14 protein-coding genes are annotated in these 15154 nt (G+C 72.3%); 13 read left to right on the top strand and 1 reads right to left on the bottom strand.

Annotated elements, in window-relative coordinates:
* The first annotated feature begins 82 nt into the window (after nt 1–82).
* Nucleotides 83–1186, top strand: coding sequence for a phospho-N-acetylmuramoyl-pentapeptide-transferase (gene mraY, locus ACN27G_RS20040; RefSeq protein WP_421494311.1), 1104 nt, complete (start codon nt 83–85; stop codon nt 1184–1186).
* Nucleotides 1187–1207: 21 nt separating this feature from the next.
* On the opposite strand, the gene ACN27G_RS20035 is transcribed toward mraY, so the two are convergent.
* Nucleotides 1208–2101, bottom strand: a complete 894-nt coding sequence (locus ACN27G_RS20035) for an IS982 family transposase (protein ID WP_421494310.1) — start codon at nt 2099–2101, stop codon at nt 1208–1210.
* Between the two features lie 578 nt (nt 2102–2679).
* Here ACN27G_RS20035 and ACN27G_RS20030 point away from each other — a divergent pair.
* From ACN27G_RS20030 to ACN27G_RS19975, 12 genes are all read left to right on the top strand, one after another.
* Nucleotides 2680–4101, top strand: a complete 1422-nt coding sequence (locus ACN27G_RS20030; RefSeq protein ID WP_421497394.1) for an FtsW/RodA/SpoVE family cell cycle protein — start codon at nt 2680–2682, stop codon at nt 4099–4101.
* Nucleotides 4101–5207: an undecaprenyldiphospho-muramoylpentapeptide beta-N-acetylglucosaminyltransferase gene (murG, locus tag ACN27G_RS20025; RefSeq protein WP_421494309.1), complete on the top strand. Its 1107-nt coding sequence runs from the start codon at nt 4101–4103 to the stop codon at nt 5205–5207. Before ACN27G_RS20030 ends, murG begins: the two co-directional genes overlap by 1 nt.
* A gap of 127 nt (nt 5208–5334) precedes the next feature.
* On the top strand, nt 5335–6822 hold the full coding sequence (murC, locus tag ACN27G_RS20020) for a UDP-N-acetylmuramate--L-alanine ligase (RefSeq protein ID WP_421494308.1): 1488 nt from the start codon (nt 5335–5337) through the stop codon (nt 6820–6822).
* A complete protein-coding gene (locus ACN27G_RS20015; RefSeq protein ID WP_421494307.1) occupies nt 6819–7757 on the top strand; it encodes a cell division protein FtsQ/DivIB in 939 nt (312 codons plus the stop codon). The genes murC and ACN27G_RS20015 overlap by 4 nt, the downstream gene beginning before the upstream one ends.
* Before the next feature lie 280 nt (nt 7758–8037).
* Complete coding sequence (gene ftsZ, locus ACN27G_RS20010; protein WP_421494306.1) at nt 8038–9144, top strand: cell division protein FtsZ; 1107 nt, start codon at nt 8038–8040, stop codon at nt 9142–9144.
* 113 nt (nt 9145–9257) lie between these two features.
* On the top strand, nt 9258–10004 hold the full coding sequence (locus tag ACN27G_RS20005; RefSeq protein ID WP_421494305.1) for a YggS family pyridoxal phosphate-dependent enzyme: 747 nt from the start codon (nt 9258–9260) through the stop codon (nt 10002–10004).
* A 195-nt stretch (nt 10005–10199) separates the two neighbouring features.
* Complete coding sequence (locus ACN27G_RS20000) at nt 10200–10904, top strand: cell division protein SepF (RefSeq protein WP_421494304.1); 705 nt, start codon at nt 10200–10202, stop codon at nt 10902–10904.
* A gap of 29 nt (nt 10905–10933) precedes the next feature.
* Nucleotides 10934–11242, top strand: coding sequence for a YggT family protein (locus ACN27G_RS19995; RefSeq protein ID WP_421497393.1), 309 nt, complete (start codon nt 10934–10936; stop codon nt 11240–11242).
* Between the two features lie 40 nt (nt 11243–11282).
* On the top strand, nt 11283–12092 hold the full coding sequence (locus ACN27G_RS19990) for a DivIVA domain-containing protein (protein WP_421494303.1): 810 nt from the start codon (nt 11283–11285) through the stop codon (nt 12090–12092).
* A gap of 57 nt (nt 12093–12149) precedes the next feature.
* Nucleotides 12150–12875 (top strand): hypothetical protein, encoded by a 726-nt coding sequence (locus ACN27G_RS19985; RefSeq protein ID WP_421494302.1) that lies wholly within the window; start codon nt 12150–12152, stop codon nt 12873–12875.
* A gap of 111 nt (nt 12876–12986) precedes the next feature.
* The gene (locus ACN27G_RS19980) at nt 12987–13292 is read left to right on the top strand and encodes a DUF167 domain-containing protein (protein ID WP_421494301.1); all 306 of its coding nucleotides are present in this window, start codon (nt 12987–12989) and stop codon (nt 13290–13292) included.
* Between the two features lie 46 nt (nt 13293–13338).
* The gene (locus tag ACN27G_RS19975; protein ID WP_421494300.1) at nt 13339–14841 is read left to right on the top strand and encodes a potassium/proton antiporter; all 1503 of its coding nucleotides are present in this window, start codon (nt 13339–13341) and stop codon (nt 14839–14841) included.
* The last annotated feature ends 313 nt before the right edge of the window (nt 14842–15154 follow it).

Raw genomic sequence — 15154 nt, 5'->3', positions numbered from 1 at the left:
CGGTCGCGGCGGTCGACGGCTCCCGGAGCCCGGTCGCCACGCGCGTGGTCGCGGTCTGCGGCGCGACGGAAGGCGTTCCGGCGTGAGGGCGGTCATCGTCGCCATCTTCGTGGCGTTCCTGATCTCGCTCTTCGTCACACCGGTCGCGATCAAGGTCTTCACCCGGCTCAAGGCCGGGCAGCCGATCCGCGCCGAGGGCCCGGTGATGCACCAGGGCAAGAAGGGCACACCGACGATGGGCGGCGTGGTCTTCATCGTGGCCACGGTGCTCGCGTACGTCGCGGGGCACCTCGCGCTGACCACCCTGCCCGAGGCGCAGATCGCGCAGGTCACCCCGACCATCACCGCACTGGTGCTGCTGGGCCTGATGGTCTTCTCCGGCGCCGTCGGCTTCCTCGACGACTTCCTCAAGGTGCGCAAGCGCAACAGCGCCGGGCTGAACAAGCGGGGCAAGCTGCTCGGGCAGATACTCGTCGGTGCGGTCTTCGGGGTGATCGCCCTCTACTTCCCCAGCACCGCGGACGTGACGGTCGGCAGCACCGCGCTCTCCTTCATCCGGGACATCAACGCGCTGGAGGTCGGCAAGGTCGCCTCGGTCGTCATCTTCATCTTCGTGGTGATGGCGACGACCAACGGGGTGAACCTGACCGACGGGCTGGACGGGCTGGCCACCGGTGCCTCGGTGATGGTGCTCGCCGCGTACGCCCTGATCGCGTTCTGGCAGTACCGGCACTGGTGCGCGGACACCGACTACGCCCGGGGCGGTGCGTACTGCTACGAGGTGCGGGACCCGCTGGAGATCGCCCTGATCGCCGGGGCGGCGGCCGGGGCATGCGTCGGCTTCCTCTGGTGGAACACGTCACCGGCACGGATCTTCATGGGCGACACCGGGGCGCTCGGGCTCGGCGGACTGATCGCCGGAATGGCGATGGCCACCCGGACCCTGCTGCTGCTGCTGATCCTCGGCGGGCTCTTCGTGATCATCACGATGTCGGTGGTCATCCAGATCATCTCGTTCCGGACCACCGGCAAGCGGGTCTTCCGGATGTCGCCCCTGCAACACCACTTCGAGTTGGCCGGATGGAGTGAGGTCAACATCGTCGTCCGATTCTGGATCATCGCCGGCATCGGCGTGGCCATCGCCCTCGGCCTCTTCTACAGCGAATTCCTCACCGCCGTCACCTAGACGAGTAGTTCCGAATCCCGGTCAGTGGTCGTAGGCGATCAGTGACCGGGTGACGGGTGCTCCTGTCTTGTTGTTGTGCCAGATCGCGGCGGCCATGGCCAGGAGACGCTGAGCCACCCGCACGGCTACACCGGTGAAGGTGCGTCCGCCGTGTTCTTCCAGGTCGAGTTGGCCTTTGAGGGTGTCGTTGACGGACTCGATGAGCTGGCGGACCTTCTTGAGCATCGGTTCGCCGTAGCGGGCCTTCTCCTTCTTGCGGGCGGGGCGCAGCAGTTCGATGCCCTGTTCGGCCAGCTGCCGCTCGAACGGCCTGGAGGCGAAGCCCTTGTCCGAGATCAGCAGGATCCTGTCGTGCTCGGCGACGACACCGGCCTCGGCCTGCAGCATCGTGGCCAGGACCTCCCGTTCGCCGATTTTCGGGTTCGCGAGGGCCCACAGGATCGGCATCCCGGTCGGGGTGCACACCAGGTACAGCCGCAGTCCCCAGAAGAACTGGGAATGTGAGGCGCAGTAGCCGTATCCGGCCCAGCCGGCCAGGTCCGAGCGGTGCACGGTCGGGCGGGACATGCCGCACGGGACCGGGGTGGAGTCGACGATCCAGTGGTTGTCGAACCAGAAGTCACTGTCCCGGGCCAGATCCCTGATCACTCGCTTGATCAGCGGCAGCGCGGCGCGTAACCGCTTGTTGTAACCCGGCCGCTGCGGCAGGTAGGGGAACATGCCGGCCAGATGGATACGGGCGTAGCGGATCCAGTGCGCCTCCGAGCGGGCGCCGAGCAGCACTTGCGCCACGGCCAGGCACACCAGCTCGGAGTCGGTCAGCAGCGGTGGCCGACCCCGCCACCGGGGCGTGCGGATGCTGTCGTCGATCTTCACGTACAGTGCGGTCAGGAGGGTGTCCAGGTCTTGCGTCACAACATGATCTTGGATGCCCTCTCTTCATGCCCAGACATCGACCCCTGACATCGGAACTACTCGTCTAGCCCCCCACCCCCAAATCCCCCCCACCCCCACCCCCACCCCCAAATCCCCCCCAACCCCCACCCCCACGCTCGCCAGCCAAGATCGCAGATCTTGGAAGCGGAAGGTCGTGATAGCGACCATCTCCTTCCAAGATCTGCGATCTTGACGTGGAGGGGGGTGGGTGGGGAGGAGGGGTGGGTGGGTGGGGGGTGGGGGAGAGGGGGGAGGGGACACGCCGGGGTTGGTTTGGGCGACACGCCGGGTGGTCGCCTGCGTCGGGGCGGCCGGACCAGCGTCGATGATGGGCGGATGGGGGAGGACGGAGGCGCGGCGCGGTGATCGACGAGCAGCCAGGCCGGCCCGCCGGCACCGGCGAGTCCCGGGACGGTGGCGCGGGGAGAGGCTCCGGGCGCTCCGCCGACCCGCCCGCGCGCCGCGGCGGCGCCCGTAGCGACACCGCCGGCGGCACCAAACCGGCCGGGGGAGGCGGCCCGCAGCCGGGTGAAGCCGCGCCACCGGCCGGGGTCGACGTGGCCGGTGGGCTCGCCGTGCTGCGCGGGCTGCTGGCCCGGCCGCTCGCCTCCTACTACCTGCTCATCTCCAGCTCGGGGCTGTTGCTGCTGATCGGGCTGACGATGGTCTTCTCGGCGACCAGTGTCCGGGCGTACGCCGCCGACGGCAATGCCTTCGCCGCCCTCGCCAAGCAGGCGCTCTTCGCCCTGATCGGGCTGGTCGCCTTCTGGATCTGCCAGCGGCTGCCGGCCAGGACCTTCCGGGCCGTCGGGCTGCCGACCCTCGGCGTCGCCGTGGTGCTGCTGGTGGTGCTCGACACCCTGCACCTCTGGGACAAGCTCAACGGCAAGGCGGACGCCACGCTCGGCCCGCTGGAGGCCCGGCTGCTCTGGCTCTACATCGGCCCCATCCAGGTGCAGCCCTCGGAGCTGGCAAAGTTCGGCCTGGTGCTCTGGGGCGCCGACATGATCGCCCGCAAGGGCGCCGCGCTGGGCTGGTGGCGGGAGCTGGCCACCCCGCTCTTCCCGGTGGTGGGCCTGCTCTTCCTGCTGGTCGGCTACAACGACCTGGGCACCATGCTCTGCCTGCTCGCGGTCGTGGTCGGGCTGCTCTGGACGGCCGGCATCCGCAAGCGGGTCTTCGCCACCCTCACCGTCTTCGGCCTGGTCGGCGTCGGGCTGCTGGTCGCCGCCGCCTCGATCGGTGCCGGCTCCGGCGACGAGGACGCCGAGAACTACCGGCTGGCCCGGCTCACCATGTTCTTCGACCCGCCGCCGCCGGACGAGTGCGGCCTTACCGACTGCTATCAATACCTCCAGGCGAGGTACGCGATCGACAACGGCGGCTGGTTCGGGGTGGGGCTGGGTAAGAGCAGCCTCAAGTGGAACTGGCTGCCCGAGGCGCACAACGACTTCATCTTCGCCATCCTCGCCGAGGACCTGGGCGTGGTGGGCTGCGCGGTGGTGCTGACCCTCTTCGCCGTGCTGGCGTACACCGGGCTGCGGATCGCCCGCCGGGTCGCCGACCCGTTCCGCCGGCTCGCCGCCGCCTCCGCCACCGTCTGGCTGGTCAGCCAGGCGACGATCAACATCGGTGGGGTGGTCGGGCTGCTGCCGATCACCGGGCTGCCGCTGCCGTTCATCTCCGACGGCGGCAGTGCCCTGGTGGTGACCCTGGCCGCGGTCGGCATGCTCGCCTCGTTCGCCCGCGCCGAACCGGACGCGGCGCGGGCCCTGCATGCCCGTCCGGCGCCCCGATGGGTACGGCTACTCTGGGCCCCGTTGCCGCCGCTTCCCTCGGCGCGCCGCCGTGGGAAGCTTCCTCCGGCCGCCGGGGAACCACCCTCCGGGACGGGACGGCGGCGGGAGACCGAGACCGGGCCGGCGGGTGCCCGGGCGAGACGAGGGCGCGCCGGTACGGCGAGCGAGAGGAGACGCTGATGGGTCCGCTGCGGTCGGTGGTGCTAGCGGGAGGAGGCACGGGTGGGCACATCTACCCGTTGCTGGCCTTCGCCGACTGCCTGCGCCGGCACGACCCCGGAGTACGGATCACCTGCGTCGGCACCCCGAAGGGGCTGGAAAACGAGCTGATTCCGCCGCACGGCTACGATCTGCGGCAGATCCCGGCATATCAGCTCCCGAGGTCGGTCAACATGGACCTGATGCGTACGCCGGACCGGATGTGGAAAGCCGCCCGGGCCGCCGGAAAGGTGATCGACGAGGTGGACGCCAACGTCGTCATCGGGTTCGGCGGCTACGTCTCGGTGCCGGCGTACCTCGCGGCGTGGCGCCGGGAGCTGCCGATCGTGATCCACGAGGTCAACGTGCCGCCGGGGGTGGCCAACCGGCTCGGCATGAAGTTCAGCAAGCACGTGGCGGTCGGGTTTCCGCACCAGCCGGCCCAGGCCGAGGCGCTGCGCGGCGCCCGGGTGGTCGGGGTGCCGCTGCGGCGCGGCATCGCCACCCTCGACCGGGCCGCGGACCGGGCCGCCGCCCGGGCGCAGTTCGGCCTGCACCCGGAGCTGCCGACCCTCTTCGTGGCCGGCGGTTCGCAGGGCGCCCGCTCGATCAACCTGGCGGTCGCCGGTGCGGCCAAGTCGCTTGCCGCCGCCGGGGTGCAGGTGCTGCACGTGATCGGCGCCCGCAACGAGCCGGTCACCGTCCCGCCCGACCTTCCGGTGCCGTACGTGACCCTGCCCTACCTCTCCCAGATGGAGCTGGGTTACGCCGCCGCCGACCTGATGCTGGGCCGGGGCGGCGCGATGACCTGTGCGGAGGTCGCGGCGATCGGGCTGCCCACGGTCTACGTGCCGTACCCGCACAGCAACCAGGAGCAGAAGCGCAACGCCCTGCCGGTGGTCGAGGCCGGCGGCGGCCTGCTTGTCGACGACGCCGAGATGACCGCCGCCTGGGTGGAGCGGAACGTCATCCCGCTGATCCGCGACCCGCACCGGCTGGCCGCGATGGGCACCGCCGCGGCGGCGTACGGCCGGCGCGACGGCGACGAGGCGCTGCTCGACTTCGTCTACGAGGCGGTGGCCCGGTGACGCCGACCGCTGGCCCGATCGCCCCGGTGCCGCCGACCGGCGGCCCGACCGCCCCGACCGGAGGATCGTCGTCGGTCGTCGACGGCAACCCGCAGACCGGACGGTCACCGAGTGGAAGGCTGGTGTCATGAACACCGCGCAGTTCAGCCCGGCCGGCACGCTGGCCGCCGAAGACCTGGGCAGCATCCACCTGATCGGGGTGGGCGGGGTCGGCATGAGCGGGCTGGCCCGGCTGCTGCTCACCCGGGGCCTGCGGGTCTCCGGCAGCGAGCTGCGGGAGTGGCCGGCGCTGGCCGGGCTCCGGGCGCTGGGTGGCACGATCCACATGAGTCACGCCCCGGCCAACCTGGACGGCGTCGACACCGTCGTCTACTCCAGCGCGATTCCGCAGGACCATCTGGAGCTGGTCACCGCGCGGGAGCGCGGGCTGCGGGTGCTGCACCGGTCGGAGGCGCTGGCCGCCGCGATGACCGGGCGGCGCACGATCGCGGTCGCCGGCACCCACGGCAAGACCACCACCACCTCGATGGTGACCCTGATCCTCCAGCACGCCGGCCAGGACCCGTCGTTCGTGATCGGCGGCGAGATCTCCGAGGTGGGTTCGAACGCCCACCACGGCAGTGGGGAATACTTCGTCGCCGAGGCCGACGAGAGCGACCGTTCCTTCCTGCTCTACCGGCCCTACGTCTCGATCGTCACCAACATCGACGAGGACCACCTCAACACCTACGGCGACTACGCCGGGCTGGAGGAGGCCTTCGCCGACTTCGCCCGGTTGACCGACCCGGAGGGGTTCGTGGTGACCTGCGCCGACGACCCGGGCACCCGCCGGATGGCCGAGACGCTGCGCGCCGAGGGGCGGACCGTCTACACCTACGGCACCTCCGCCGACGCCGACCTGCGGTTGACCGAGCTGGTCTCGTCGGCCGGCGGCGTACGCTATCTCGCCCTCCTGGACGGGGAGTCGCTCGGCGAGATCCGGTTGCCGGTGCCCGGTGCGCACCTCGGGCTGAACAGCGCCTCGGCGGTGCTCACCGCGGCCCGGCTCGGGCTCGGGATCGACTCGGTGACCTCGACGCTCGCCTCCTTCCCCGGGGTGCGCCGCCGCTTCGAGCGCAAGGGCGTGGTGGCCGGCGTCCAGGTCTACGACGAGTACGCCTACCACCCCACCTCGATGACCGCCGCCCTGAAGACCCTGCGTGAGGTGGCCGGGGACGGCCGGCTGATCGTAGTCTTCCAGCCGTACCGGGTGTACCGGACCAGGGATCTCCAGGCCGAGCTGGCCACCGCGCTCGCCATCGCCGACGAGGTGGTGGTGTTGGAGGTCTTCGGGCCGGGCGAGGTGCGGGCCCCCGGCGAGGGCGGTGCCGCGCTCACCGAGGCGGTCGACCTGCCCGCCGACAGGAAGATCTTCCTGCCCTCCTGGGAGGACGTACCGGCCGAGGTGGTCCGTCGGGCCCGCCGGGGTGACGTGGTGGTGACCATGGGCGCGCCGCCGATCTCGCTGATGGGCGACGAGCTGCTCGACGCGCTGGCCGGCGACTCAACCCCCGAACCGGCGGCCGGTCCCACCCGGGCGCCGGGTGGCGCCGGGGCGGCCAGCGACGCCGGATGAGCCCGGGCGCGCCGCGCGGCCGGGCCGGGGGTCCGGCTCCGGGCGGTCGGCGCGGCGGCCCACCGGCTGCCCGGGGTGCCGGTGGACGCGGCGCGGGCCGGTCCGGCCGGGCTGCTCCGGGTGGTCCCGGCGCCGGCACCACCCGGTCCGGGGCGGGACGTACCGGCACGGGGCGCGGCGGCGACCGGGGCTGGCGGCTGGTCCGGGCCGGCACCGACGCGGTGCCCCCGTCGGTACGCCGGTTCACCCGCCGGGCCCGGCAGCGGCGGTTGCGCGCCGCGCTGCCGTGGACGCTGCTCGCCGGGGTGCTCGTGCTCACCCTGGCCGGCGCCGGGATCGTCTACGGCACCTCGGTCTTCGGCTTCCGCACGCTGCGGGTGGTCGGCACCGAGCTGGTCACCGACGACCAGGTGCGCCAGGCGGTACGGGTGACCGAGGGCGTGCCGCTGGCCCGGATCGACCTCGGCGGGGTCCGGGCCCGGGTCGCCGAGCTGCCCCCGGTGGCCCGGGTGACGGTCTCCCGGCAGTGGCCGAACACGCTGCGGGTCGAGGTGGTGGAGCGGACCCCGGTGGCGGTGGTGCCGCAGAACCGGCGCTACCTGGTGGTCGACGCCTCCGGAGTGGTCTTCCAGACCCGTGCCGACCGTCCGGGCGGGCTGCCGCTGGCCCGGCTCGGCACGCCCGGTCCGGACGACGCCGCGACCAGGGGCGCGCTGGAGGTGCTCGCCGCGCTCACCCCGGAGCTGCGGGAGCGCCTCGCCGAGCTGGTGGTGGAGGGTCCGGCCCGGATCGTCGTCAAGCTGCGCGGCGGCCGTACGGTGCTCTGGGGCGACGCCTCGCGTAGCGACACCAAGGCCCAGGTGGCGACCTCGTTGCTGGCCCGCGAGGGGGAGACCATCGACGTGCGGACGCCGGACGTGGTGACGATCCGCTGATCCGGGCGGACCAACCACCCGGTCGGTGCGGTGGCGTCCCGGCCGGTCCGGTCGACCGTGTCGTTTTCGGTGGGCGTGCCGACACGCCGCGCAGGTCCTTGGGTTCGGCCGCGCGTCCGCATACCTTGCCCCGAGAGGATCAATGGTTGACATAACTGTAAGCCTCTAGTAGAGGGTGAGGGTTACCCTTCGCCTCCTCGTACGGGATGGTTGTCGGCCTCGCTCCGGCCGGATCGCCGGGCGGGGTGGCGGCCGCCGAGATCGAAGGGAAGGACCGGCGATGACACCTCCGCACAACTACCTGGCGGTCATCAAGGTCGTCGGCATCGGCGGCGGCGGCGTCAACGCCGTCAACCGGATGATCGAGGTCGGGCTCAAGGGCGTCGAGTTCATCGCGATCAACACAGATGCGCAGGCCCTGCTGATGAGCGACGCCGACGTCAAGCTCGACGTGGGTCGGGAGCTGACCCGAGGGCTGGGCGCGGGCGCCAACCCGGACGTCGGCAAGAACGCCGCCGAGGATCACCGCGACGAGATCGAGGAGGTGCTCAAGGGCGCCGACATGGTCTTCGTCACCTGCGGCGAGGGCGGCGGCACCGGCACCGGCGGCGCGCCCGTGGTGGCCAACATCGCCCGCAAGCTGGGCGCGCTGACCATCGGCGTGGTGACCCGCCCGTTCTCCTTCGAGGGCAAGCGGCGGCAGGTGCAGGCCGAGGCCGGCATCGACGAGCTGCGCAACCAGTGCGACACGCTGATCGTCATCCCGAACGACCGGCTGCTCGCCCTCGGCGACCGGGGCATCAGCATGATGGACGCCTTCCGCCAGGCCGACCAGGTGCTCCTCTCCGGTGTGCAGGGGATCACCGACCTGATCACCACTCCGGGTCTGATCAACCTGGACTTCGCCGACGTCAAGAGCGTGATGAGCGGTGCCGGCAGCGCGCTGATGGGCATCGGCAGCGCCCGGGGGGACAACCGGGCGGTCGAGGCGGCCGAGGCGGCGATCTCCAGCCCGCTGCTGGAGCAGAGCATGGACGGCGCCCGGGGCGTGCTGCTCTCCATCGCCGGCGGCTCCGACCTCGGCCTCTTCGAGATCAACGATGCGGCGCAGCTGGTCACCGACGCCGCGCATCCGGACGCGAACATCATCTTCGGCGCGGTGATCGACGACGCGCTCGGCGACGAGGTGCGGGTGACCGTGATCGCCGCCGGCTTCGACGGTGGCGCGCCGGCCTACAAGCCGGTCGACCCGGCCCGCAAGGTCAACCCACCGTCACCGCCGCACGTCGCGCCGGTCTCGCCGTCGCCCCCGCCGCCGGTACAGGCCCCGCGCCGGGTGCTCTTCGACGACGTGGACGTGCCGGACTTCCTGAAGAACGGTTCCTGAGCCGCCAGCGGACCAGCCAGCCGCCAGCGGACCAGCCCGGCGACGAGGAACCACCCGGCGACGAGGAACCACCCGCCGAGCAACCGACGCCACCAGAGGACCGACGTCACCGAATGACCGAGCCACCCCTCCCTGCGCCGGACGCCCGCCGGGCCGAGCTCGCGGCCAACCTGGCCCGGGTGCGCGCCCGGATCGACGCCGCCTGCGCCTCGGCCGGCCGCGACCCGGCCGGCGTCACCATGGTCGCGGTCACCAAGACCTACCCGGCCGGCGACGTGGCGCTGCTGGCCGGGCTCGGCGTGCGGGACGTCGGCGAGAACCGCGACCAGGAGGCGGCACCGAAGGCGGCCAAGGTGGCGGCGGCCGGTGCCCGGGTGCGGTGGCACTTCGTCGGGCAGCTCCAGCGCAACAAGGCCCGCTCGGTGGTCCGCTACGCCGACCTGGTCCACTCGGTGGACAGCGTACGCCTGGCCGGCGCCCTCGCCGAGGCCGCACGGCGGCAGCGGCAGCACCCGCTGGAGGTGCTGGTCCAGGTCAACCTGGACGGCGCCGCCGACCGGGGTGGCGCACTCGTCACCGGCGGCGATCCGGGCCGGAGGGTGGCCGAGGTGGCGGCGGCCGTCGCCGGCCAGGACTCGCTGCGGCTGGCCGGGGTGATGGCGGTGGCGCCGCTCGGCGCCGACCCGGAGCCGGCGTTCGCGACGTTGGCGGAGGTCGCGGCCGGGTTACGGGCCGAGCATCCGGGTGCGATGGTCGTCTCGGCGGGGATGAGTGGTGACCTGGAGGCGGCGATCGCCTACGGCGCGACACATGTACGGATCGGCAGCGCGTTGCTCGGAATGCGTAGCACGCTGCGGTAGCCTGGCAACCGGACACCAAACTACATCAGTGTTGTTTGAGGCGACATCCCCACCTGGTGGGGGTCGGGGTGAGACCGGTTTCACGGTCGGGCCAGGGGTTGCCGCCTCAGGCCGGTGGGCACTGCAGTGTTCACGCGCGTGACAGGGGACACGGCACGGGGGGTGTGTGTCGCACGGCGGACGGAGGGGCGCGGGATGGGTGCACTGCGCAAGGCGGGGGTCTGGCTCGGGCTCGTCGAGGAGGACGACGAGCGGGCCTACGACGACGGTGGCTACGACAAGGGTGGCTACCGCGAGTCGCGCTACCGGCAGAGCCGGTACGCCGACGAGTTCGCCGACGAGGACGAGGAGCAGGACGACCCGCCGCCGCCCCGACCCCGGGCCGGCGAGCGGAGCCGGCTCGCCGAGCGTACGGTCGGCCGCACCGCCGAGCGCGACCACGCCGACGGTGACCGTCCGGAGCGGAGTGACCGCACGGAGCGTTCGAGCGTACGGTCGATCAGCCGACCGAGCAGCGCCGAGTCCTCGTCCGGGCTGACCTACCAGACCCGGGACAACCTCGCCCTGGCGCCGCAGGCACCGCTGCGCGAGCGGCCGGTCCCCGTCGAGCAGCCGGAGCAGCGCTACCAGATCACCACGCTGCACGTCACCACCTACCGGGAGGGGCGCACCATCGGGGAGCATTTCCGGGACGGCGTGCCGGTGATCATCAACCTCACCGAGATGGATGAGGCGGATGCCCGCCGATTGGTCGATTTCGCGGCCGGTCTCGCGTTCGGCCTGCGGGGTACGATCGAGCGCGTGACCAACCGGGTGTTCCTACTCTCACCGGCTAACGTCCAGGTCACCGCGGAGGACAAGGCCAAGATCGCTGAGGGTGGGTTTTTCAGCCTGAGCTAGCCCGACCGAGGGATCCGCCTGCCGTGTTTCTGCCCATCCTGTTTCAGGTCCTGTACCTGGTTGTCTACGTCTTCCTCCTGGTGCTTTTGGCCCGGTTTGTCCTAAGTGCCGTCTTGCAGTACGGCCGCCGCTGGCAACCCGGCCGGGGGGCGGCGGCGGGAATGGAATCGGTGTGGAGCGTCACTGATCCGCCCCTCAAGGCGTTGAGGCGTGTGATCCCGCCATTGCGAATTGGTACCGTGAGCATCGACCTGGCCTCCCTTGTGCTCCTGGTTATCCTGTTCGTGCTGATGAGATTCGTGTTAGGGCCGTTGATCATCAGGTCAACAACCTGGTGACCAGCGTGCCGCGCGGCCGCAACTGACCCGAGGAGTTTCGATGCCGCTGACCCCGGCCGACGTCCACAACGTCGCCTTCAAGAAGCCGCCTATCGGCAAGCGGGGGTATGACGAGGAGGAAGTCGACGCGTTTCTGGACGAGGTCGAGCGCGAGCTCGCCCGTCTGATCGAGGAGAACAACGAGCTGCGTGCCCAGGTGGAGCGCGGTGGCCGTGGCGGCGCGCCAGCCGGCCCGGGCCCCGACCCACGACTGGCCGCCGAGCTCAGCGACGTCAAGGCACAGCTCGACCGGGTGCAGCGCGACAAGGCCGCGGCCGAGCAGGCCGCCCGGGCGATGCAGGCCGAGCTGGAGCAGGTCCGGGCCCAGGTCGGCCCGGTGCCGGGCGGCCCCGACGGCGAGCAGCAGGCGCTCCGGGTGCTGATGATGGCGCAGCGGACGGCCGACGACCACGTCTCCGACGCGCGCCGCGAGGCGGACCAGCTCCTCTCCGAGGCGCGCACCAAGGCCGAGGAGGTGACCCGTGAGGCGCGGGCCAAGGCCGACGCGCTGGAGCGGGACGCCCGCCAGCGGCACCAGGAGGCGATGGGCGGCCTGGACGCCAAGCGGACCGCGCTGCAGAAGCACATCGAGGAGCTCAAGCAGTTCGAGCGGGAGTACCGCACCCGGCTCAAGGCATACCTGGAGAGCCAGCTGCGCGATCTCGACGGTCGTGGCCAGGGCCTTGAGGTGGAGATGACCCGGACCGACGGCAATCGGTCCGGTGGCAGCACTCCCGGCCTCGCCACCGCCGGGCTGGCGAACTCGTACGGCGGGGGCGGGCGCTCCAGCGCGCTGGAGACCGGGCGCTGATCCCCGCGGGGACCAGCGCGGGCGGACGAACCGGAACCGATGCGTCGGGAGTGAGCCGTGATAGTCGGCAGTCTGGTGCTCATCCTCGCCGCCGTCGCGCTGCTCGTGCTCGGCCTGGCCAGCGGGTCGAGCGGCCTGCTGATCAGCTCGATCGCGGTCAGCCTGCTGGCCGCCGTCGCGCTGGTGGTGGGCGCCCGCCAGGCCGCCGGGTTCCGGGGCGCGGCGGGCTTCGCTCCCGAGGGGCCCGCTGACAACGGGCTGATCGCACCCGGTGGCGGCGGGGCGGGCGGCGAGCCGCGCCGGCGCCAGCCACCGACCAGCACCCGGATGCCCCCGACCGACCCCCGCCTGGCGGGCAACAGCCGGGAGGGGGCGGCCGAACCGTTCCCGGCGGGCGGCGGACCGGTGCTGACCGAGCCCGTCGAGGCCACCATCCCCGCCCAGGCCACCCGGGCCGGCGCCGACGACACCGGCTGGCGGCAACCAGCCGACTCGCCGGAGCCGCCCGCCGCTCCGGCCGGGCGGGGCGAGCCGGACGAGGTCCCGGCGGACGAGCCGGCGCCCCAGCCGGTCTCCGAGGCCGACGCCGCGCTGGTCGCCGGCCTGCTGGAGGACGTGTACGTGGTCGACGGCCGGCCGCGCTACCACCTGGCGGACTGTGCACATCTGGCCGGACGGGAGAGCGAACCGCTTCCGGTGAGCGAGGCCGTGGAGCTCGGCTTCACCCCGTGCGGGCGATGCGAGCCGGACACCGCCCTGCTCAGCGATGCGCGCCCGGGCTGACCGCGCGGCGGCGCCGGCGGCTGTCGACGTACCGGAAGCTGTCGACGTACCGGAGGTGCGGAGAGTTCCGGCCGGTGCGCGGCAGCACCCCTGTGAACCGGCCCGGACACTGTGACGGCGCCCGGAGCGAGGACGGTCGCGGTCCGGGTCAAGCCGGGGGCGTCCCGGGCCCGGGTCGGTGGCCGCTTCGACGGGCCGCACGGTCCGGCACTGGTGATCGCGGTGCATCCACCGGCGGCGGACGGCCGGGCGACCGAGGCGGCCCGGCGCGCACTCGCCGAGGCGCTGCGGCTGCGACCGGCGGCGGTCAGCCTGCGCACCGGGGCGGCCAGCCGGGACAAGCTCTTCCAGGTGGACGGCCACGGCCCCGAGATCGACGCGCGGGTACGCGAACTGCGCGACGGACCCGCGCGGTGACGGCCCGGACCCGTACGGCGACGGGCCTGTTCCGTGCGTGGCGGTCGTGACCGATCGGCTCGATTCCGCCCTGTTGATCGGCGCGGCGGTGCTGCTCGTCGCCATCGGCGCGGTCCGGCTCTCCACCCGGCTCGGCCTGCCCAGCCTGCTGGTCTATCTCGCCATCGGGGTGGCGATCGGCGAGTCCGGGCTCGGGATCCGCTTCGACGACGTCGAGCTGACCCGGGCGCTCGGCTTCTGCGCGCTGATCGTGATCATCGCCGAGGGTGGCCTGACCGCGCGGTGGAGCACGCTGCGCCCGGTGCTCGGGATGGCCGCGACGCTGGCCACGGTGGGCGTGGTGGTCAGCATCGGGGTGGTCGGGGTGGTGGTGCACCTCCTGCTCGGCCTGGACTGGCGGCTCGCGTTCCTCTACGGCGCGGTGCTCTCCTCCACCGACGCGGCGGCGGTCTTCGCCACGCTGCGCTGGCTGCGGCTGCCGCGCCGACTGGTCACCACCCTGGAGGCCGAGTCGGGGATGAACGACGCCCCGGTGGTGCTGCTCGTCGTGCTCCTCTCCACCTCGTCGCTGGCCGGTCACGTCTGGTGGCACGAGGTGCTGCTGGTCGGCTACGAGTTGGTCGCGGGTGCCGTGCTGGGCTTCGGGGTCGGGATGCTCGGACGGTGGACGCTCCGCAGGGCCGCCCTGCCCTCCTCCGGGCTCTATCCGATCGCCGCGGTCGGCTTCACCGTGTTGGCGTACGGGGTGGGTACCGTCTCGCACGCCTCCGGGTTCATCGCCGTCTACGTGGCCGGGGTGGTGCTCGGCAACTCCCGGCTGCCGCACCGGCAGGCGATCCTCGGTTTCGCCGACGGGCTGGCCTGGATCGCCCAGATCGGCCTCTTCGTGCTGCTCGGCCTGCTCAGCTCGCCGGGGCAGCTGGAGCACGCCCTGCTGCCGGCCGTGGTCACCGGGCTGGCGCTGCTCTTCCTGGCCCGCCCCCTGTCGGTGCTGGTCAGCGTGGCCGGCTTCCGGGTGCGGCTGCGGGAGCAGGCGTTCCTCTCCTGGGCCGGGCTGCGCGGGGCGGTGCCGATCGTGCTGGCCACGATCCCGCTCTCCGAGGGACTGCCCGGTGCCGGCCGGCTCTTCGACACGGTCTTCGTGCTCGTGGTGATCTTCACGCTGGTCCAGGCCGGCACCCTGGCTCCGGTGGCCCGGCGGTTGCGGATCGCCGCTCCGGCCGAGCTGACCGAGTTGCGGGTGGAGACCGCGCCGCTGGAGCGGATGCAGGCGGACCTGTTGCAGCTGGAGATCCCACCGGGTTCCCGGCTGGTCGGGGTGCACCTGGACGAGCTGCGGTTGCCGGTCGGCGCCTCGGTGACCCTGGTCTCCCGGGACGGTGTCGGGTTCGTCCCCGGGCCGGACACCCGGCTCAAGGTGGGGGACAGCCTGCTGATCGTGGCGACCGCCCGGGTCCGGGACGAGGCCGAGCGCCGGCTGCGGGCGGTCAACCGGCGCGGGCGGCTGGCCCGCTGGTTCGGGGAGTACGGCGCAGATACGAATAAGTGATGCTATCGTTCGTTTCGCCCGGTTTGTGGTTTATTTCGGGCTGAAATGCGTAACATCGGTGCGGCATGTTGTCGGACGTCTGTACGTTCCGTATTCTTGCCAACCTCCGGAGTGCGCGGCGTCCCGCCGCGCCCGTTTTGCAATTGGGGGACGTCGTGGCCGGACGGGCGAGGGTCGGAGGCGGGAGGGCCGGAAAATTCGGACCCACGCCTGCGCCCGACGCGATCCGGCGGCCCCACACCGCCGCGCGGCAGCGGCCTCCGGCGCCTTCCGGTGCCGCCGACACCGATCTCCGCCGCCGGCACCACCCGAC

Source organism: Plantactinospora sp. WMMB334, assembly GCF_049179095.1.
In the GTDB taxonomy this organism is placed as follows: domain Bacteria; phylum Actinomycetota; class Actinomycetes; order Mycobacteriales; family Micromonosporaceae; genus Plantactinospora.
This window is presented reverse-complemented; position numbering and strand designations above follow the sequence as displayed.